The sequence below is a fragment of the Bradyrhizobium cosmicum genome, assembly GCF_032290525.1.
Lineage (GTDB): Bacteria > Pseudomonadota > Alphaproteobacteria > Rhizobiales > Xanthobacteraceae > Bradyrhizobium > Bradyrhizobium cosmicum_A.
The window spans coordinates 151,406-170,377 of sequence record NZ_JASXTA010000004.1 but is presented as its reverse complement, the minus strand read 5'-3'; the positions used below and the strand labels follow the sequence as shown (position 1 = coordinate 170,377).

The window sequence follows — 18,972 nt, the reverse complement described above, 5'->3', positions numbered from 1 at the left end:
AATTGCGCGCGCGATAAATAAGGTAGCGAAGTCCCATGGCCAGCAACGTCAATCCCGATCCTTTCACGACGCGCCCGGAGATCGAGGGCACGTTCGGGGTCGTCGCTACCACGCACTGGATCGCAACCGCTATCGGCATGGCCATCCTGGAGAAGGGCGGCAATGCCTTCGATGCCGGCGTCGCGACCGCGTTTACCCTCCAGGTGGTCGAGCCGCACCTGAATGGGCCCGGCGGTGACGTGCCCATCATCGTCCACGACGTCAAGCGTGGCCGCACCGAAGTGATCTGCGGCCAGGGGCCCGCGCCCGCGCGCGCCACCATCGCGCACTACAAGAGCGAGGGCCTCGACATGGTGCCCGGCACCGGCCTGCTCGCCGCCTGCGTTCCCGGCACCTTCGAATCCTGGATGATGCTGCTGCGCGACTACGGCACGATGCGCGTACGCGATGTGCTGGAGCCCGCGATCTCCTATGCCCGCGACGGCTATCCGCTGGTCGAGCGCGCCTGCAACACGATCCAGACCGTCGAGCAATTGTTCCGCAAGCACTGGCCGACCTCGGCCGCGGTCTATCTTCCGAACGGCGAAGTGCCGCGGCCCGGCACGCTCTTCACCAACAAGACGCTGGCTGCGACCTACACCCGCATTCTTACCGAGGCCGAGAGCGGCGGTGGTGGCCGCGACGCCGAGATCGAGCGCGCGCGAAAGGCCTGGTCGCAGGGTTTCGTTGCGGAGGCCATCGACAAATTCTGCCGGACGCAAGAGATGATGGACGTCAGCGGCTCGCCGCATCGCGGCGTGCTCTCGGCGGACGACATGGCGCGCTGGCAGCCGACGGTCGAGGCCCCGCTCACCTATGATTATGGCCACTACACCGTCTGCAAGGCCGGCGTCTGGAGCCAGGGCCCGGTGACGCTGCAGCAGCTCGCACTGCTCAAGGGCTTTGCGCTCGACGGGCTCGACCCGACCGGGCCGGAATTCATCCATCTTCAGATCGAATGCGCAAAGCTCGCATTTTCCGACCGCGAAAAATTCTACGGCGATCCCAAGTTCAGCGAGATCCCGATCGCGACGCTGCTGTCGGACGCCTACAACGACGAACGCCGCAAGTTGGTTACCGAGAGAGCTTCGCTCGATCTCCGGCCTGGCGCGGTCGAGGGCCTTGGCGGCGTGGTCAAGCTGCGCCGCGCCGAAGGCCAACGCGAGGCCGTCGGCGCGCTCGGCGCCGGCGAACCAACCGTGGGGCGCTTCGGCGAGGTGCACGGCGACACCGTGCATTTCGACATCATCGACAAGGCCGGCAACATGGTGTCCTCGACGCCGTCGGGAGGCTGGCTGCAATCCTCACCTGTCATTCCCGAGCTGGGTTTCTGCCTCGGCAGCCGCGCACAGATGTTCGATTTGGAGGAGAACCAACCGAGCTCGCTCGCGCCGGGCAAGCGGCCGCGTACCACGCTATCGCCGACCATGGCGCTGCGCGACGGCGAACCGTATCTCGCCTGGGGCTCGCCCGGCGGCGACCAGCAGGACCAATGGATCACGCAATTCTTCCTGCGCCACGTCCATTGCAATCTCAATCTTCAAGAATCGATCGACGCGCCGGCTTGGCACTCCGAACACTTCCCCATCTCGTTCTGGCCGCGCACCGCACGCCCCGGCGTGCTCGTGGTCGAGAACCGCGTGCCGAAAGCGACGATCGAGAATCTGCGCGAGCGCGGGCATATCGTCGAGATCGGCCCCGACTGGTCCGAAGGCCGCCTCACCGCAGCCTCGCGCGTCGGAGTACGCCGCCGCGCCGCCGCCAATCCGCGCGGCATGCAGGGCTACGCAGCAGGACGCTGATGGGCAAAATATGACCTGGTCGATCATCGCGCGCGATCCCGCCACCGGCCAGTTCGGCATCGCGGTTGCGACCCGTTTTTTCGCCGTCGGCGCGCGCGTCCCGTATATCGCTGCCGGCCTCGGCGCCATCGCGACGCAGGCCTTCGTCAATCCCTACTACGGCATCGACGGTGTCAATCTCTTGCGCGAGGGCCTGAATGCACATGACGTGCTCGCCACCCTGCTCGCGACCGACCACGGCCGCGAAAGCCGCCAGATCCACATCATGGACGCAAGCGGTGAGATCGCCGCGCATACCGGGAACGACTGCATCGACTGGTGCGGACACATCGCTGGCAGCGGTTTTTCGATTGCCGGCAACATGCTGGCTGGCGCCGATGTACTCGACGAGACCGCAAAAACCTACATCGCCAATGACAGCCTTCCCTTCCCGCGCCGCCTGCTCGCGGCGATGCGTGCGGGCGAAGCTGCCGGCGGCGACAAGCGCGGCAAGCAGTCTGCGGCGCTCCTGATCCACGGCGAGGAGGAATGGCCGGCACTGGACATTCGCACCGACGACCATCCCGATCCGCTTGGCGAACTGGAACGACTCGAACGCGTCAGCCACGAGCTCTGGGTGCACTTCCGCTCGTCCATGCCGACGCGGCAGAACCCGGCCGGCAACACCGATCGCAGCATCATCGAGACCAGCATCGCCGCGGCGCGTGCAAAACAACCATGAGCGCGGCCCCTCTCATCGAAATCAAGGATCTCCGCATCCGCTTCCATGGCGACGACGGCCGCATCACCCACGCCGTCGATGGCGTCGATCTCAGCGTCGCCAATGGCGCGACGCTCGGCCTTGTCGGCGAATCCGGCTGCGGCAAGAGCGTGACGTCACTGGCGATTATGGGCCTTCTGCCGAAACAAAGCGCAGAGATATCAGGCGCGATCCGCTTCGACGGCTTTGACTTGCTGAAGACCCCGGACCAGACCCTGCGCGACCTGCGCGGCAACCGGCTCGCGATGATCTTCCAGGAGCCGATGACCTCGCTCAATCCGAGCTTTACCATCGGCGACCAGATCACCGAAACCATCCTGCGCCATCGCGGCGGCTCGCGGCGTAGCGCACGGGACCGCGCGATCGAGCTGCTGCGCCGTGTCCACATCCCCTCGCCGGAGCGGCGGATTGACGAATATCCGCACAAGCTCTCCGGCGGCATGCGCCAGCGCGTCATGATCGCGATGGCACTGGCCTGCGACCCCCGCCTTCTGATCGCGGACGAGCCGACCACCGCGCTCGACGTCACCCTGCAAGCGCAGATCCTGGAGCTGATGCGTGAGCTGAAGGCGGCGAGCGGCGCCGCGATTATCCTGATCACCCACGATCTCGGCGTGGTCGCCGAGGTCTGCGACGAAGTCGCGGTGATGTATGCCGGCGAGATCGTCGAGCGCGCGCCGGTGGATGAATTGTTCTCCGCGCCGCAGCATCCTTACACGGTCGGCCTGCTCGGCTCGATCCCGCGCCTCGACCATCGCGCCGAGCAGCTTGCGACGATCGAAGGCATGGTGCCGAACATGGCGCAGCCGCCCGCCGGCTGCCGCTTCGCCGCGCGCTGCCCGTTCGTGCTGGAGGCCTGCACCACGGCGCCGCCGCCGCTGGTCGAAATCAGCCCTGGCCACCTCTCGCGCTGCATCCGCGCGCCGCTCGAACTATTGGTGTCGTGATGGCGCTGCTCGAGGTCGAAGGCCTGGTCAAGCATTTCGTCGCCGAGCGCTCGCTGTTCGGCCGGGCGCTGGCGCATGTCAAAGCAGTCGATGGCGTTTCATTCTCCGTGGAAGCCGGCAAGACGTTGGCCCTGGTCGGCGAATCCGGTTGCGGCAAATCGACCGTCAGCCGCCTCGTGCTGCGCCTGATCGAGCCGGACGCGGGCACGGTGCTTTTCAATGGCCGCGACCTGCTCTCGCTGGATGCCGGTGCGCTCCGAAAGTTCCGCCGCGAGGCGCAGATCATCTTCCAGGACCCTTACGCCTCGCTCAATCCGCGCATGACGGTCGGCCAGATTCTGACCGAGCCGCTGGCGCTGCACGATCTGGTGCCGCCGGCGCGACGGCGCGAGCGGGTCGCCGAACTGCTTCGGCTAGTCGGCCTGGAGCCGCGGCTCGAGCGGCGCTATCCGCACGAATTCTCCGGCGGCCAGCGCCAGCGCATCGCCATTGCCCGCGCGCTCGCGGTCGAGCCGAAGCTGATCATCTGCGACGAGCCGGTCTCGGCTCTCGATGTCTCTATCCGTTCGCAAATTCTCAACCTGCTGCGCGAGCTGCAGGACCGGCTCGGCCTCGCCTATATTTTCGTGTCGCATGATCTGGCCGTGGTCAAACACATCGCCGACCACGTCGCGGTGATGAATCTCGGCCAGATCGTCGAGACCGCGGAGGCGGACGCGCTGTTCGCAGCGCCCCGCCACCCCTATAGCCGCGCGCTCCTGTCCGCGATCCCCGTGCCTAAGCCGCGGGCAAAGCGCAGCCGGATTGTGCTGCAAGGGGAGATCCCCAGCGCACTCAATCCGCCGCCGGGATGCCGCTTCCACACCCGTTGCCCCTATGTGATCGAGCGCTGCCGCAGTGAAATGCCGCAACTGGTGCCGGATGGCATCGGACATGCAACAGCCTGCCACCGAACGTCGGAACTGCCCTCCTCCGCGGCGATCGTCCCGTCCGACGGCGGCTTCTCGCCGGTCCTTGAAAAATTGGTCGCCGCCTTCAGCGGCGGCCCGGAAGCAGCGCGCGCGAGCGGGGTTAGTTCATTGGGAACAGACCCGGCATAGCCGCAAAACAGAGGTTGAGAGCGATGAGTTTCATGCGTTTGGCAATCATGGCGTCGGCCCTGCTGACGTCGCTCGCGGGCGCCGCCCAGGCCCAGACAACGCTTCGCATCGGCATCGCCGAGGACCCTGATATCCTCGATCCCAGTATCGGCCGCACCTATGTCGGCCGCATCGTGTTCTCCGCCTTCTGCGACAAGCTGTTCGACATCGACGAGAAGCTCAACATCGTGCCGCAGCTCGCGCTGTCCCACGAGACCTCGGCCGACGGCAAGGAGATGACGATCAAGCTCCGGCCGGGCGTCAAATTCCACGACGGCGAGCCGCTCGATGCGGAAGCCGCAAAATTCTCGATCGAACGTCACATGACGCTGCCGACCTCGTTCCGCAAGTCCGAGCTTGCCAGCGTCGATCACGTCGAGGTCGTCGATCCCCTGACCATCAAGCTGGTGCTCAAGACCCCCTACTCGCCGCTGATCGCCCAGCTCACCGACCGCTCCGGCATGATGGTGTCGCCCAAGGCAGCGAAAGAGGCCGGCGACAAGTTCGGCCTGCATCCGGTCTGCGCCGGCCCGTACAAATTCGTCGAGCGCGTCCAGCAGGACCGCATGGTATTCGAGAAGTTCGCCGACTACTGGAACAAGGACAGCATCCACATCGACCGTGTGGTGTTCCTGCCGATCGTCGACGCCACGGTGCGCCTGGCCAATTTGAAGTCCGGCGGGCTCGATCTGATCGAGCGGGTGCTGGCCACCGACATCAAGGACGTGCGTGCAGATTCGCGGCTCGTGCTGTCGACGGCGCCCGAGCTCGGCTATTACGGCCTGACCGTCAATATCGGCAACGACAAAGCGAAGGGGCCGCTAGGCCAGTCGGCGAAAGTACGCCAAGCGCTCGATCTGTCGATCGATCGCGAAGCTCTCAACCAAGTGGTCTTCAACGGCGAGTTCACCCCAGGCAATCAATGGGTCAGCCCCACGCATCCCTATTACCAGAAGGCGTTTCCGGTCCGTGGCCGCGACATTGCGAAGGCGAAGGCACTTCTGAAGGAAGCGGGCGTCACCTCGCCGGTGACCGTCGACTACATGATTCCCAAGGGCGCGGAGAACGAAGCCGTCGCCCAGGTCATCCAGTCAATGGCCGCGGAAGCGGGCTTCGACATCAAGATCCGCGCCGTCGAATTTGCGACCACCTTCAAGCAGGCCCAGGCCGGCGAATTCCAGGTCTTCCAGATCAACTGGAGCGGCCGCATCGATCCCGACGGCAACTCCTATATCTTCATGCGCAGCAAGGCTCCGCAGAACGACGGCGGGTATTCGAACCCGGAAGCCGACAAGCTGATGGAAGATGGCAGGCTGACCTCAGACGTCAACGAGCGCAAGGCGATCTACGAAAAACTGGCCAAGATCGTGCTCGACGATTTGCCAATCATCTATATCTATCACCGCAAGCTCCTGATCGCACACACGACCAAGCTCCAGGGCTACCGGCAGATGCCCGACGGGCTGGTGCGCGTGGTCGGGCTGAAGTTCAAGTGATCGGGGCTGCGCCGGCGACGCGAGCCGAACCATGCTGAACTTTCTCGCCCGCCGCATCGCGCAGATCGTGCCGACGCTGTTCTTCGTGTCGGTGCTGATCTTCTCGCTCCAGCAATTGCTGCCGGGTGATCCCGCGCTGGTGATGGCCGGCGAGGAACGTGATCCCGCCGTCATCGAGCAGATCCGTCAGCAATATAAGCTCGATCAGCCTGTCCCCGTGCAATACGCCTATTGGCTCAAGGGCGTGCTAACAGGCAATTTCGGCGAATCCTTGCGCAACAAGATGCCGGTGCGCGAGCTGATCGCGCAGAAACTGCCGGTGACGCTCCAGCTCGGCTCGATGGCGATCCTGTTCGCGTTCTTCATCGGCATTCCCGCCGGCATCGTATCGGCGGTGAAGAAGGGCACGGCCTGGGACTACGGCGCCAACCTGTTCGCGCTGTGGGGCATCTCGACGCCGAATTTCTGGCTCGGAATCCTCATGATCTTCCTGTTCTCGATTCACCTGGGCTGGCTGCCGGCCTCCGGCTACGTACCGCTCACCGAGGACTGGCGCGCAAGCCTGGCCGCCACTATCATGCCGGCGTTCGTGCTCGGCAATGCGATTTCCGCGATTCTGATGCGGCATACCCGCAGCGCCATGCTCCAGGTGCTGGAAAGCGACTACGTCCGCACCGCGCGCGCGAAGGGCCTCTCCGAGCGTTCGGTGATTCTCAAGCACGCGATGCGCAACGCGCTGACGCCGATCATCACCCTCGGCGCGCTCGAGCTCGGCACGCTGCTGTCGGGCGCCGTGCTGACCGAACAAATCTTCTCCATTCCCGGTTTCGGCAAGCTGATCGTGGACGCGGTGTTCAACCGCGACTACGCCGTGGTGCAGGGTGTGGTACTGGTGACGGCCACCGTTTATATCACGCTGAACCTGGTTGCCGACGTCGCTTACGTCCTGGTCAATCCACGGCTGAGGGGCTAGGCGATGACCGCCGCTGCGCTGCCAGCCAGTCCCGCAACACAAAGCTACGAGCTCGACAGCCCGGCTCGCCGCGCGCGGCGGCGCCTATTCAAACGCAAAGCCGCTGTGTTCGGGCTCGTCGTGATCACGGCGTTCATCCTGCTTGCCGCCCTTGCACCGCTGGTCGTGCCCTACGATCCCATCGCGACGAGCTGGAGCCTGGTGCGCAAGCCGCCTACCGCGGCGCACTGGTTCGGCACCGACGATCTCGGCCGCGACATCCTGAGCCGCGTCGTCTACGGCGCGCGGGCCTCCCTGATGGCGGGTCTGATTTCGGTCGCGATTGCGCTCGGCATCGGCGTGCCGCTCGGCCTGCTCGCCGGCTATCGCGGCGGATTTGTCGACGTGCTGATCAGCCGGATCACCGATGCGATGCTGGCCTGCCCGTTCCTGATCCTGGCGATTGCGCTCGCCGCATTCCTGGGCCCGAGCCTTGGCAACGCCATGATCGCGATCGGCATCTCCGCCACCCCGATCTTCATTCGGCTGACGCGCGGCCAGGTGCTGAGCGTGAAGGCGGAGGAGTATGTCGAGGCCGCCCGCGCCCTCGGCAATCCGCCGTGGCGGATCGCGTTCTCGCACATCCTGCCGAACATCCTACCGGCGTTGCTGGTACAGGCGACGCTGTCGATCGCCGCCGCCATCATCGCCGAAGCGGCGCTGTCATTTCTCGGTCTCGGCCAGCAGCCGCCGGCTCCGTCCTGGGGCAGCATGCTCAATTCGGCTCAGCGCTTCCTGACCCAGGCGCCATGGATGGCGATCTGGCCGGGGCTTGCGATCTTCCTCGTGGTGCTGTCGCTGAACCTGCTCGGCGACGGCCTGCGCGACGCCCTCGACCCGCGCCAGCGCTAGATCACGGTCTCGCACAGCACGCGGCGGCAATCCATCTCGTATTCGAGATCGACCACCGGCGGCCGCGCGAAATGCCAGGTCAGGCCGGAGCGCAGCGCGCCGCGGCGGACCAGCTCGTCGACCAGTGCGTGGTGGAAGTCATGCACGGAATAGGCCTGCACACCCGTCGTGTCCTTCCAGCCGAAGCCGAACGCCGTCAACCGGTTCTCCATCTGCGACGTGGTGGTGAATCGTACCTTTTCGCGCAGGCCTTCCGGGCTGAGGTCGCGGTAGCGCACCGTGCGCTCGACATAGGTCCCGCTGCCCTCGCGTGCTTCGGCGCCACCGGATATCACGAAGCTCGGGCTCTTCGAAGTCGTCGAGCGCGTGAAGGAGAACGCGTAAAACGACGGCTCGGAGGGCGGGTCGATCTCCGGGCAGACATTGCTGCGCGCCACCGGATTGGTGGTGCCGTCGAAGATGCCCCATTCCGAAAGGGTTTTCACATAATGCAAATTGAACGCACGAAAACCCTCCTCGCTGAAGGCCGCCGGCGAGCGCAGCTCGCAGGCGCAAAAGGCAGTCAATGGCCGGCCCACCTCCTGGATGTACTTCGCTGCCAGCGCAAATCCCTCGGCCAGCGGCACCAGGCGATCGAACCTGATACGTTCGATCTCGTAACCGGCGTCGGCGGCGGCGCCCGCCGAATACTGAAACACGGAAGGAATGAAGCGATAATTGCCGGCGGAGAAGTCACGAATCATCTCGAGCTCCTAGTCCAGTTGGATGCGAATACCCTTGGCGCCGTTGAGCAGGCGTTTCAGGTGAAAGCCGGCGAGCGGATCGTCGGCGTGCATGCCGACCAGCGCGGCAAAAGCCGGCATGGCGGCGACGTCGCCGGCCTCCAACTTGGCAAAGGCCTCGGAATACAGCGCCGTCGCCGGCGCCTCGAATTTATCCCGCGGCAACGGCTCGAAGGCGGGCAACGGTTCGCTGCGTCCGCGCAGCATCAGCTCGCCCACGGGGCGGCCCTGAAAATTCTCCGCTGCCATGGCGACGCTGGCACTGACGCAGATGCGCGTTCCCAGCTGCTTGTTGGCGGCCTCCAGCCGCGCCGCGATGTTGATGGAATCCCCATACGCGGTGTAGTCGAAGAAGCGATTGCCGCCGAAATTGCCGACCAGCGCCGGCCCGGCGTGAATGCCGATGCGGGTGGTGCCGAAATTCACGCCCTTTGCGCTCTGCCGTGCACAAAAATCCTGTGCCCAGGAATCGAGATCATGCGCGCAGGCGATCGCGCGTGTCGCATAATCCGGCTGATCGCCGGGCGCGTTGAACAGCACCTGGATCGCGTCGCCGATGATTTTCGCGACCGTTCCCTCATGCGCGAAGACGACATCGGTCATTCCGCCAACATATTCGTTGAGGAGCGCGCCCAGCGTCTCCGGCGGCGCGGTTTCGACCAGCGAGGTGAAGCCGGTGATATCGGTAAAAATAGTCGCGACATCGCGCCACTGTACCTCGATCCCCTCGCCCTCGCCGCTTGCCGCCAGGCGCTTGGCAAGCTCGGGCGAGAAATGACGCGACAGCGCAGCATGGGCCCGCTCCGCCTCCATCTGGCGGCGCCGAACCTCGCGCAGCATCTCGATATGGCGGATGGTCTTCTGGATCGTGGCTTCCAGATCGACGAAGTCGATCGGCTTGGTAAGGAAGTCGAACGCGCCACGGTTCATGGCGGTACGGATGTTGCTCATGTCGCCATAGGCCGAGACGATGATCGTCGACTTCTTGTCCTCGGCCTCCTGCAGTTTTGCGAGCAGCGACAGCCCGTCCATCCTGGGCATGTTGATGTCGGAGACCACCATGTCGACATGCGGATTCTGCTCGAGCGATTGCAGCGCCTCGAGCCCGTCGCGCGCGAACATGATGTCGACGTCTCCGTCGCGAATCTGCCTACGGAACTTTTGCAGGACCAGCGCCTCGAGATCCGGCTCGTCGTCGACGAAGAGGATGGTCGCAGTCATGCGGCTTGCTCGAGCCTCGTGTCGATTTCCTGCCGCAGCAGGGCGAAGTCGATCGGCTTGGTCAGGAGCCCGACCGCGCCGCGCTCGATTGCCTTGCGGCGCGTCTCGGCGTCGCCATAGGCCGTGATCATGATCACGGGAACGTCCGGATGCGCGGCGCGGACCTTCGGCAGCATGTCCAGTCCGCTCATGCCGGGCATGTTGATGTCCGACAGAATCAGAATCAATGAGGGATCGCGAACCTCAGCGGCGCGCTTGAGCGCATCGGGCGCGGAGGACGCAAATTCCATCTGGAAGCGGCCGGCGCGCAGCTCGCGCCGGAACTGCTGCCGGAACAGCGCCTCGACGTCGGGCTCGTCATCGACGACCAGGATATAAACGTTCAACTCTCGCCTCCGGGAGTGCCGCCAGCCGCCATCACGCGCGGCAGGGTGATGATGAATTCGGTGAATACGCCGGGCTCGGTATCGGCGTCGATCGTGCCGCGATGCTGTTTCACGACGATGTCATGGCTCATGGAAAGGCCGAGCCCGGTGCCCTCGCCGGCCGGCTTGGTTGTGAAGAAGGGACTGAACATCTTCTCCTTCACCTCTGGCGGAATTCCAGTGCCGTTGTCACGGATCCGGATCTCGACCCTGTTTCCGAGGTTTTTTGTTGTCGCGCTCAGCGTTGGCTCGAAATCTCGTTCGGCGCTCTCCTTACGCTTGGCCGCGGCATAGAAGCCGTTCGATATCAGGTTAAGGAGCACGCGGGCGATCTCCTGCGGATAGATGTCGACCATGCCCGCGGCGGGGTCGAACGCGCGCTGGAGCGTGACGTTGAAGGCCGGTTTTTCGGCGCGCGCGCCGTGATAGGCGAGGTTCAGGCTCTCCTCCACGACCGCGTTGATATCGGCGGCGCGATGCTCGCCTGAGCCCTCGCGCGAATGCAGCAGCATGTTCCTGACGATGGAATCGGCGCGCTTGCCGTGCTGTACCACCTTCTCGAGATTGCTCCTGAGCATGCCGGTCAGCTCGCCGACCTCTTCTTTCGTCTTGCCATCGAGCGAGGCCGATTGCAGGACCTCCTTGAGCTCGTCGATTAGCTCGGTCGATACCGAGGAGAAATTGTTGACGAAGTTGAGCGGGTTCTTGATCTCGTGGGCGATGCCGGCCGTGAGCTGGCCGAGGGAGGCGAGCTTCTCGGTCTGGATCAGACGGTCCTGGGCGGCGCGTAGATCGTTCAGCGATTGCCGCAATTCCGCGGTCCGTTGCTCCACCTTGTTCTCGAGGTCGGCGTAGGACTCCTGCAACCGCGCGCCCATGTCGTTGAACTGGTCGGCGAGGCCTTCGAGCTCGTCGCCGGTTCGGATCGAAATGCGCTGGGAGAAGTCGCCGCCGCCGATCCGCTCGGCGCCGATCCGCAGCGCCTGGATCGGGCCGACCATGCGGCGCGCCAGGAAGATTCCTGCGAGAACCGCGAAGATCGAGGCCGCGAGCAACACGATCACGAGCCGCTGCAGCGAGGCGTAGAGCGAGGCATAGGCCTCTTCGACCGGCAATTCGACCAACATGGTCCAGCCGAGCGGCGCGATCGGCGCGGACGCCGTCAGGACCTTTTGTCCCTGGATGTTGGTCGCCTCCTGCAATGCGTCCGGCATCGTGCCGCCGCCAGCCTGGGCACCGCGCACCTGCCCGAGCCTGGACATATCGGTGTTGCGCAGCACCAGACTGATGTCGGGATGCGCGATCAGGCGCCCCTCCGGGCCGACCACATAGGCGTGCCCGTGCTGGCCCACCTTGATCTGGGAGACGACGTCCCAGATCAGTTTGAGATTCACTTCCGCGATGCTGACGCCGGCGTCCCTGCGCGCGCCTGCGAGCGCCAGCGTCATGTAGGGCTCCGACTCCCGACGGAAATAGACCGGCCCGTAATAGACCTTGTGTGCGACCGCCTCGGTGAACTTGGGATCACTCGACAGGTCGATGCCGCTGTCGATCGCGTCCATCGCCAGCCGCGAGACGCGCAACCGCTCCCTGCCGGTCGAGTCCACCTGGGCAAGCTCGGTGATTGCGGGCACCTGACGGAGCAGCCGCAGCGCGTCGAAGCGGCGCTGCTCGATCGAGGCCGCCGACCAGGGCAGTTGCGTCGTCCAGCCGAGCTGGCTCTCGATCTCCTTGATGAACTGGCCGATCTTGGCCGCGGCCGCCTCGGCCTGCTCATGCTGGACCCGGATCAGCGAGGCCTTGTGCTCGCGATAATAGAAGAAGACCTCGAACAACCCGTTGGCCAGCAGCGCGACGGCAACGACGGCCACGAACAGCGCGACATATTTGGTGAACAGCCGGGTCCCAAACCCCCGCCCCGCCGCCGCTCCGGACACGACGCCATCCGCCGCCGCGCTGGGCAGCGTCCTGGCTTGCGGGGTATCGGGGTGGACGGAGAAGCTCATCCCGCCGAACCTAGCAAGAAGGCCGCTCCTTGTCTCGCTGACGGAACCGCGGATGACGCCGGACGCGAACGAAAAAGGCGGCAGCGGATTGCCGCTGCCGCCCGTGGTTCGCTTCCTTGGCGCTCTCAGGTCGGCCGTAGCGCCTTGGAGCCGAGATCGAGATCGGCGACCTGCTTGTTCCGTTCGGAATCGGCCGCCGCGCGATGGTCGGTCGCCAGCACCACGTAGACCGCCGGCAGCACGAACAGCGTGAACAGCGTGCCAATCGACATGCCGGCGACGACCACGAGGCCGATCGAGAAACGGCTGGCCGCGCCTGCGCCCGACGCAGTCAGGAGCGGGATCAGGCCGGTCACCATCGCCGCCGTGGTCATCAGGATCGGACGCAGACGAATACGGGCCGACATTTCGATGGCCGAGCGGCGATCGAGCCGCTCCTTGACCTGGAGCTCGTTGGCAAACTCCACCATCAAGATGCCGTGCTTGGTGATCAGACCGACCAGGGTGAGCAGACCGACCTGGGTGTAGATGTTCATGGTCGCAGCGCCGAAGAACAGCGGGATCAGCGCGCCGACGATCGCCATCGGCACCGAGATCATGATCACCAGTGGATCGCGCAAACTCTCAAACTGCGCAGCCAGCACCAGGAAGATGATGATCAGCGCGAAGCCGAAGGTGATAGCGAGCTGATTGCCTTCCTGCACGTACTGCCGGCTGTCGGCCAGATAGTCGTGGCTGAAGCCCTGTGGCAGCTTCTTGGCCTCGCCTTCGAGGAAGTCGACTGCCGCGCCGACGGTCACGCCGGGCATCGGCACGGCCGAGAACGTCGCCGAATTGAGCTGATTGTAGTGCGTCAGCGAATTCGGATCGGTTTTGGTCTCGATCGACACCACGGTCGACAGCGGAAGCTGCTGACCGGTGTTGGTCGTCACGTAGTAGCCGCCGAGCGATTCCGGCGAGAGCCGCTGGCCGCGCGGCACCTGCGGAATCACCTGGTAGGAACGGCCCTCGAGGTTGAAGCGGTTGATATAGTTGCCGCCGAGCAGCACCGCGAGCGTAGAGCCGAGGTTCTGCATGTTGATGCCGAGATCCTGCGCCTTACTGCGATTGATCGTCACCTTCACAGTCGGCTGATTGTAGGCGAGGTCGCTGTCGGAGACGATGAACATGCCGCTCTTGCGCGCGGCGTCCTTCAGCTTCTCCATCTGCTCATAGACCGTCTGGAAGCCGGCGGTCGAGTTGATCACCATCTGCACCGGCAGGCCGCCCGGCCCGCCCGGCAGCGGCGGCAGGTTGAACGCGAAGGCCTGCACGCCCTCGATCTTGGAGAGCTCGGCCTGCACCAGCGACTTCAGCTGGATCGACGAGCGCTTGCGCTCCTCCCATGGCTTGAGCAGCATGCCGGCGATGCCGCCCTGCGGTCCGTTGATACCGTTCAGCACGAAGCGCAAGTCGGTCTCGGGGAATTGCTGGAATTTCTCGTCGAGCTTCTCGCCATAGAAATCGACGTAGTCGATGTTGGCGTATTTCGGCGCCTTGGTCACCGCGAACACGATGCCCTGGTCCTCCTCGGGCGCCAGCTCCTTCGAGGTGTGCATGTAAAGGAAGCCGACCAGTCCGAGGATCGTCACGGCGAACAGGCCGGTGATCGCCTTGTAGTCGAGCGAGCGATCGAGCCTGCGGCCATACCAGCGCGTCATGGCGCCGAACACCTTATTGACCAGCTTGGCGAACCGGCCTTCCTCGGTGTTCTTCAGCAGCACCGAGCACATCATCGGGGACAGCGTCAGCGCGATCACCCCGGATACGATCACCGAGCCCGCAAGCGTGAAGGCGAATTCGCGGAACAGCGAGCCGGTGAGACCGCCGAGGAAGCCGATCGGCGCATACACGGCGGCGAGCGTGATCGTCATCGAGATGACGGGACCGACGATTTCGCGCGCGCCCTGCAGCGATGCCTGTACCGGCGTCTTGCCCTCTTCCAGATGCCGATGGATGTTCTCCACCACGACGATGGCGTCGTCGACGACGAGGCCGATCGCGAGCACCATCGCCAGCAGGGTCAGCAGGTTGAAGCTGAAGCCCAGCGCCAGCATCAGCGTGCAGACGCCGATCATCGACAGCGGGATAGTGATAACCGGAATGATGACCGAGCGAAGCGAAGCCAGGAACAGGAAGATCACCACGATCACGATGATCACGGCCTCGCCCAGCGTCTTCTCCACCTCGTCGATCGACGATTGGATGAACTTGGTCGAATCGTAGGCGACCTTCATCTTCATCGACGGCGGCAAATTGCGCTCGAGCTCGGGGAATAGCGCGCGCACGCCCTTCACAAGGGTCAGCGGGTTGCCCTGCGGGGTTGCCTGAACGCCGATGAAGATCGCGTGCTCGCCATTGAAGGCGACGCTCGCGTCCGTACTTTGAGCTGCAAGCTCGACAGTGGCGATGTCTTCCATCCGAACGAAGCCGCCGTCCTTGGCCTTCACGATCATCTTCTTGAACTGGTTGACGTCGGTGAGACCCGTATTCGTCGAGATGTTCGAGACGATGAGGTAGCCCTTGGTCTGACCCGCGGCGGACTGGAAGTTGTTGGCCGCGATCGCGGCCGAGACGTCAGCCGGGGACACGTTGCGGCCGGCCATCTTCGTCGGGTCAAGCCACAGTCGCATCGCAAAGGTCTGGCCGCCGAGGATGTCGGCGGAGGCGACGCCGTCGACGGTCGACAGCACCGGCTGCACCACGCGCGTCAGATAGTCTGATATCGCCGAGCCCGACAGCTCCTCGGAGGAGAAGCCGAGATACATCACGGCCGTGGTCTGACCCGTGGTCTTGGTGACGATCGGGTCGTTGGATTCCTTCGGAATCAGGTACTTGACCGAGTTGGTCTTGGCCAGCACCTCGGTGAGCGCTTGGTTCGGATCGAAGTTCAGCTTGATGTAGACCTGGATCGTCGAGGTGCCGAGCACGGACGACGAGGTGATGTAATCGACACCCTCGGCGGAAGCGACCGCCTGCTCGATCGGCGTGGTGATGAAGCCCTGGATCAGGTCGGCGGACGCGCCCGGATAGACGGTCGTGATGTTGATGACCGTGTTCGAGAGCTTCGGATATTGCCGGATCGGCAGCACCATTGCCGCGCGCAGGCCGATCAGGAGGATCAGCAGGCTGACGACGACCGACAGGACCGGACGCTTGATGAAAATATCGGTAAGGGCCATCGCGGCGATCTCGATTTCTTTGTCTCAAGAAGCGTGATCCGGCCAGGCCGGATCACGCGAATGTATGGTTAGTAGCGCGGCGGCTGCGCCGGGATCTGCGGAGCCGGATCGGTCGAAATCGCGACTGCGGCGCCGGATTGCAGCTTGAGCTGGCCGACGGCGACGACCTTGTCGCCCGCCTTCAGGCCCTTGATGATTTCGACGCGACCTTCGACCCGGCTGCCGGTCTGCACGAAGGTACGCACCGCCGAGAGGCTGGTCTTGCCGTCCTCTTCCTTCTTCTCGGTGATCACGAAGACCGAATCGCCGTACAGCGTGTAGTCAACCGCGGTCTCCGGCACCGTAATCACGGCCGGCTTGTCCGGCAGCACCACCGTGGTGGTCACGAACATGCCGGGCTTCAGGATCTTCTCGGGATTGGCGACGGTCGCCTGCACGCGGATGTTGCGGGTGTCGGTCGAGATCTGCGGCTCGATGGTGGTGATCTTGGCATCGAAAATGCGGCCCGGATAGGCGTCGACCTTCAGCCGAACCGATTGGCCGACCTTGAGATTGCCCGAGTCCTTTTCCGGCACCGTGAAGTTGGCCCACAGCTCCGACAGGTCCGTCAGCGACACGATGGCTGTGCCGGCCGTCAGATACTGTCCGACCTCGACCTTGCGGACGCCGAGATCGCCGGAGAACGGCGCACGCACCAGCTTTTGCGAGATCAGCGCCTCGGTCTTGGCGATGCCTGCCTGCGCCTGGTCGTAGGCGGCTTGCGCAGTATCGACGGTCGCCTGGGGACCGAACTGGCGCGACGCCAGCTGCTTGGCGCGGTCGAGCGACAGCTGGGCCACTGTCGCCTGCGCCTTGTAATTGGCGAGGTCGCCCTGCTCGGGCATGTCGAACAATTGCACCAGCGGCGTGCCGACTTCGACATGCGTACCCGGCTGGAACTTGATCTCGGTGACGCGGCCGTTGACGTCGGCGCTGACGTCGACCTGGTGGACGGCGACAAGGCCGCCGACCGCGGTGAGCAGGTTCGGCACCACCTCCGACTTCGCTTCGGCCGCACTGACCGCAGTCGGCGGCGGCTTGTTATTGGCGAAGAACTGCTTGATCATCTGGCCGCGGAAAAAATTGAACCAGACGAGCCCACCAACGAGCACAGCCAGCAGCGTGCCCACGATGACGAACCAAAGCACCGGCCGGACCGGACGCTTGGGAGCCTTGTTGTCGATCGGTTCGCCCGAAATCTTGTGTTCGGTTACGATGTTCATGTCATGCACTTTCTGCAATCGCCGACTTGCCCGCACAACCGGCCTGATCGCGGCCCAAATGCGAAACAATTGCGGCGTCGTTAAGTCCAACACCCCTCAGGAGAAACTCACAGAGCTGGCGCTCGAGGTCGTTCGCCATGCCGTAGACGAGGCACGGCGTGGCCGGCAGCCTGGTCAGCGCAGCCGTCATCACCGTGTGATGCGCAAACCAGAACAGGTTGAGAGGATCGCCGCTGAATGGCCGCGCGTCCCCGGCGGCCACCGCACGCTCGAGCGAGGCAAGGAAGATCGCCCCGATCAGCTTCTCGACCTTGGCATATAGCAAACGGGCGAATTCACCATCATCCAAATGGCTCGTGGCCATCAGTCGCAGGCGCTGAGCCTCCTCCTGATCGGGACCATCGGCGATGTGGAGGAAATGCTGGACCATGCCGCGGACCAACTCGACCAGGGTAGCCGTCGACGGCTCCCGCTCGCGCAGGTCCGTCAGCGCCGGATCCGCCTCGCACTCGTCGCTGAGAATTTCGGCGTAAAGCGCCGCCTTGGACGGGAAATGCTTGAACAGCAGCGCCTCGGAAATGGCAGCGGCGGCCGCCACGCTCTTGGTCGTGGTGCCGGTATAGCCGTGTCGGGCAAAGCAGCGCTTTGCGGCGCCGAGGATCAATTGACGCCTCAGGTCGCTCGTCATTCGCAGTGAGCTCATGCGAGTGAGTAAGCACTCACCCACGCCAAAGTCAAGCTAAATGGTGCGATGCAACCTACAAGGAATATCTTGACGGTATCTACCGGCTCTAAATCGGCTGGAAACCGAGATCGCCCCGGATCCGGTTGACGATGTAAGTCCCGTCCCGGGTCGGCAGGATCCGCTCCAGATTAGCGCTGTCGATCTTCACATTGGCAAAGCGCGGGCCGGCCGCGACGTCGTGGACGGCTTTGGCGAAGGCTTCTACCTCGGCCATGGTCGTAACAGCCCGGCTATCCTCTATGCCGCAGGCCTTGGCGACGCCGACGAGGTCGGCTGCCACGGAGGTGTGGCTGGTCTGGCCGCCGGTCTCGCCATAGGCCTCGTTGTCCAGCACCACGATCGAGAGGTTGGACGGCCTCTGCAGGCCGATGGTGGCCAGGCTGCCCACGCCCATCAGCATCTCGCCGTCGCCGGTGATGACCAGCACCGGCAGTTCTGGCTGCGCCAGCGCCAGCCCGAGCCCGATCATCGCCGCGCCGCCCATGCCGCCCCAGAGATAGAAATTGCGCGCGTGGTCGCCGGCGGCACACATGTCGTTGGTGGAGGCACCGAGGCCGCCGATCGCAACCGCGTCCTTGCGGTTCGCAAGAAGTGTGGACACCACCTGACGGCGGTCGAGGAGATTGGCCTTGCTCATTTGGTGAAAACCTTGGCGCCGATCAGGCGCTGCGACAGCAGGACCGCGGTCGGCGTCAGCGCGTTGTAGGCCTGCGCCGCGGCTGCCTCCAGCACGGCGGGCACCTCGGCCGCGTGCGAGGCGCGCAGCACCTGGACGCCCGAGAGCTCGAGCACGCCCTGCGTGGTCGATCCCATCGGCACCTGCCATGGATTGAACTCGCCCCACTCGCCGCGCATGGTCACGAGGGTGAGGAACGGAAAGCGCAGGATCGGGATCAGCGAGAGCATGTTGATGCAATTGCCGACGCCGCTCGACTGCATCAGCAGGACGCCGCGCTGTCCGCCGGCCCAGGCGCCGGCGAGAAGCGCCACGCCCTCCTCCTCCGTCGTCAGCGGAATGCCGCGCATCGTGGACGAGCCCAGCACACGCTGGATCAGCTTCGAATGTCCGGCGTCGGGCACGTAAGGCACCTGCCGAACGTCGAAGCGTTGCAACGCCGCGAAAATATCGTCGGGCCAATGAGTGCTAGACTCGGCGGCCGTGTTGGCAGCATCAGCGCGGGCGTGCATTTTCCTGTCCGATCGGCTTGCAAATCACGGCACGACTGTAGACGGTGACCCACGCCGCTCGAAAGAGCGAAAACA

At 64.4% G+C, this 18,972-nt stretch carries 16 protein-coding genes; 7 read left to right on the top strand and 9 right to left on the bottom strand.

The annotated features are described in order from the left end of the window. Positions 1 to 35: 35 nt before the first annotated feature. Genes QSV46_RS09305 through QSV46_RS09275 form a run of 7 tightly spaced genes read left to right on the top strand, consistent with a single transcriptional unit; the run spans position 36 to position 8,047 of the window. On the top strand, positions 36 to 1,841 hold the full coding sequence (locus QSV46_RS09305; protein ID WP_314949563.1) for a gamma-glutamyltransferase family protein: 1,806 nt from the start codon (positions 36 to 38) through the stop codon (positions 1,839 to 1,841). 10 nt (positions 1,842 to 1,851) lie between these two features. After that, a complete protein-coding gene (locus QSV46_RS09300; protein WP_314949562.1) occupies positions 1,852 to 2,562 on the top strand; it encodes a DUF1028 domain-containing protein in 711 nt (236 codons plus the stop codon). Continuing rightward, positions 2,559 to 3,548 carry an ABC transporter ATP-binding protein gene (locus tag QSV46_RS09295; RefSeq protein ID WP_314949561.1) on the top strand — a complete coding sequence of 330 codons (990 nt, stop codon included), beginning with the start codon at positions 2,559 to 2,561 and terminating at the stop codon, positions 3,546 to 3,548. Before QSV46_RS09300 ends, QSV46_RS09295 begins: the two co-directional genes overlap by 4 nt. Beyond that, a complete protein-coding gene (locus QSV46_RS09290) occupies positions 3,548 to 4,648 on the top strand; it encodes a dipeptide ABC transporter ATP-binding protein (protein ID WP_314949559.1) in 1,101 nt (366 codons plus the stop codon). The genes QSV46_RS09295 and QSV46_RS09290 overlap by 1 nt, the downstream gene beginning before the upstream one ends. A gap of 23 nt (positions 4,649 to 4,671) precedes the next feature. After that, positions 4,672 to 6,183, top strand: a complete 1,512-nt coding sequence (locus QSV46_RS09285; protein WP_314949557.1) for an ABC transporter substrate-binding protein — start codon at positions 4,672 to 4,674, stop codon at positions 6,181 to 6,183. A 31-nt stretch (positions 6,184 to 6,214) separates the two neighbouring features. Further along, the gene (locus QSV46_RS09280; RefSeq protein WP_314949555.1) at positions 6,215 to 7,156 is read left to right on the top strand and encodes an ABC transporter permease; all 942 of its coding nucleotides are present in this window, start codon (positions 6,215 to 6,217) and stop codon (positions 7,154 to 7,156) included. 3 nt (positions 7,157 to 7,159) lie between these two features. After that, complete coding sequence (locus QSV46_RS09275; RefSeq protein WP_314949552.1) at positions 7,160 to 8,047, top strand: ABC transporter permease; 888 nt, start codon at positions 7,160 to 7,162, stop codon at positions 8,045 to 8,047. On the opposite strand, the gene QSV46_RS09270 is transcribed toward QSV46_RS09275, so the two are convergent. The 9 genes from QSV46_RS09270 to QSV46_RS09230 form a co-directional block, all read right to left on the bottom strand. Continuing rightward, positions 8,044 to 8,790 carry a hypothetical protein gene (locus QSV46_RS09270; protein ID WP_314949549.1) on the bottom strand — a complete coding sequence of 249 codons (747 nt, stop codon included), beginning with the start codon at positions 8,788 to 8,790 and terminating at the stop codon, positions 8,044 to 8,046. The two genes, QSV46_RS09275 and QSV46_RS09270, sit on opposite strands and share 4 nt — an antisense overlap. Before the next feature lie 9 nt (positions 8,791 to 8,799). Beyond that, the gene (locus QSV46_RS09265) at positions 8,800 to 10,050 is read right to left on the bottom strand and encodes an adenylate/guanylate cyclase domain-containing protein (RefSeq protein WP_314949546.1); all 1,251 of its coding nucleotides are present in this window, start codon (positions 10,048 to 10,050) and stop codon (positions 8,800 to 8,802) included. Further along, a complete protein-coding gene (locus QSV46_RS09260; protein WP_018315558.1) occupies positions 10,047 to 10,436 on the bottom strand; it encodes a response regulator in 390 nt (129 codons plus the stop codon). Before QSV46_RS09260 ends, QSV46_RS09265 begins: the two co-directional genes overlap by 4 nt. Next, positions 10,433 to 12,481: an ATP-binding protein gene (locus tag QSV46_RS09255; RefSeq protein WP_314949523.1), complete on the bottom strand. Its 2,049-nt coding sequence runs from the start codon at positions 12,479 to 12,481 to the stop codon at positions 10,433 to 10,435. The genes QSV46_RS09260 and QSV46_RS09255 overlap by 4 nt, the downstream gene beginning before the upstream one ends. Positions 12,482 to 12,606: 125 nt before the next feature. Further along, the gene (locus tag QSV46_RS09250; RefSeq protein WP_314949521.1) at positions 12,607 to 15,702 is read right to left on the bottom strand and encodes a multidrug efflux RND transporter permease subunit; all 3,096 of its coding nucleotides are present in this window, start codon (positions 15,700 to 15,702) and stop codon (positions 12,607 to 12,609) included. A 68-nt stretch (positions 15,703 to 15,770) separates the two neighbouring features. Next, a complete protein-coding gene (locus QSV46_RS09245; RefSeq protein ID WP_314949519.1) occupies positions 15,771 to 16,964 on the bottom strand; it encodes an efflux RND transporter periplasmic adaptor subunit in 1,194 nt (397 codons plus the stop codon). Between the two features lies 1 nt (position 16,965). Continuing rightward, positions 16,966 to 17,667, bottom strand: coding sequence for a TetR/AcrR family transcriptional regulator (locus QSV46_RS09240; RefSeq protein WP_314949518.1), 702 nt, complete (start codon positions 17,665 to 17,667; stop codon positions 16,966 to 16,968). An 88-nt stretch (positions 17,668 to 17,755) separates the two neighbouring features. Continuing rightward, entirely contained in the window at positions 17,756 to 18,346 is a 591-nt protein-coding gene (locus QSV46_RS09235; protein WP_314949516.1) for a thiamine pyrophosphate-dependent enzyme, read from the bottom strand. Further along, positions 18,343 to 18,897, bottom strand: coding sequence for a phosphonopyruvate decarboxylase (locus QSV46_RS09230; protein WP_314949515.1), 555 nt, complete (start codon positions 18,895 to 18,897; stop codon positions 18,343 to 18,345). The genes QSV46_RS09235 and QSV46_RS09230 overlap by 4 nt, the downstream gene beginning before the upstream one ends. Between the last annotated feature and the right edge of the window lie 75 nt (positions 18,898 to 18,972).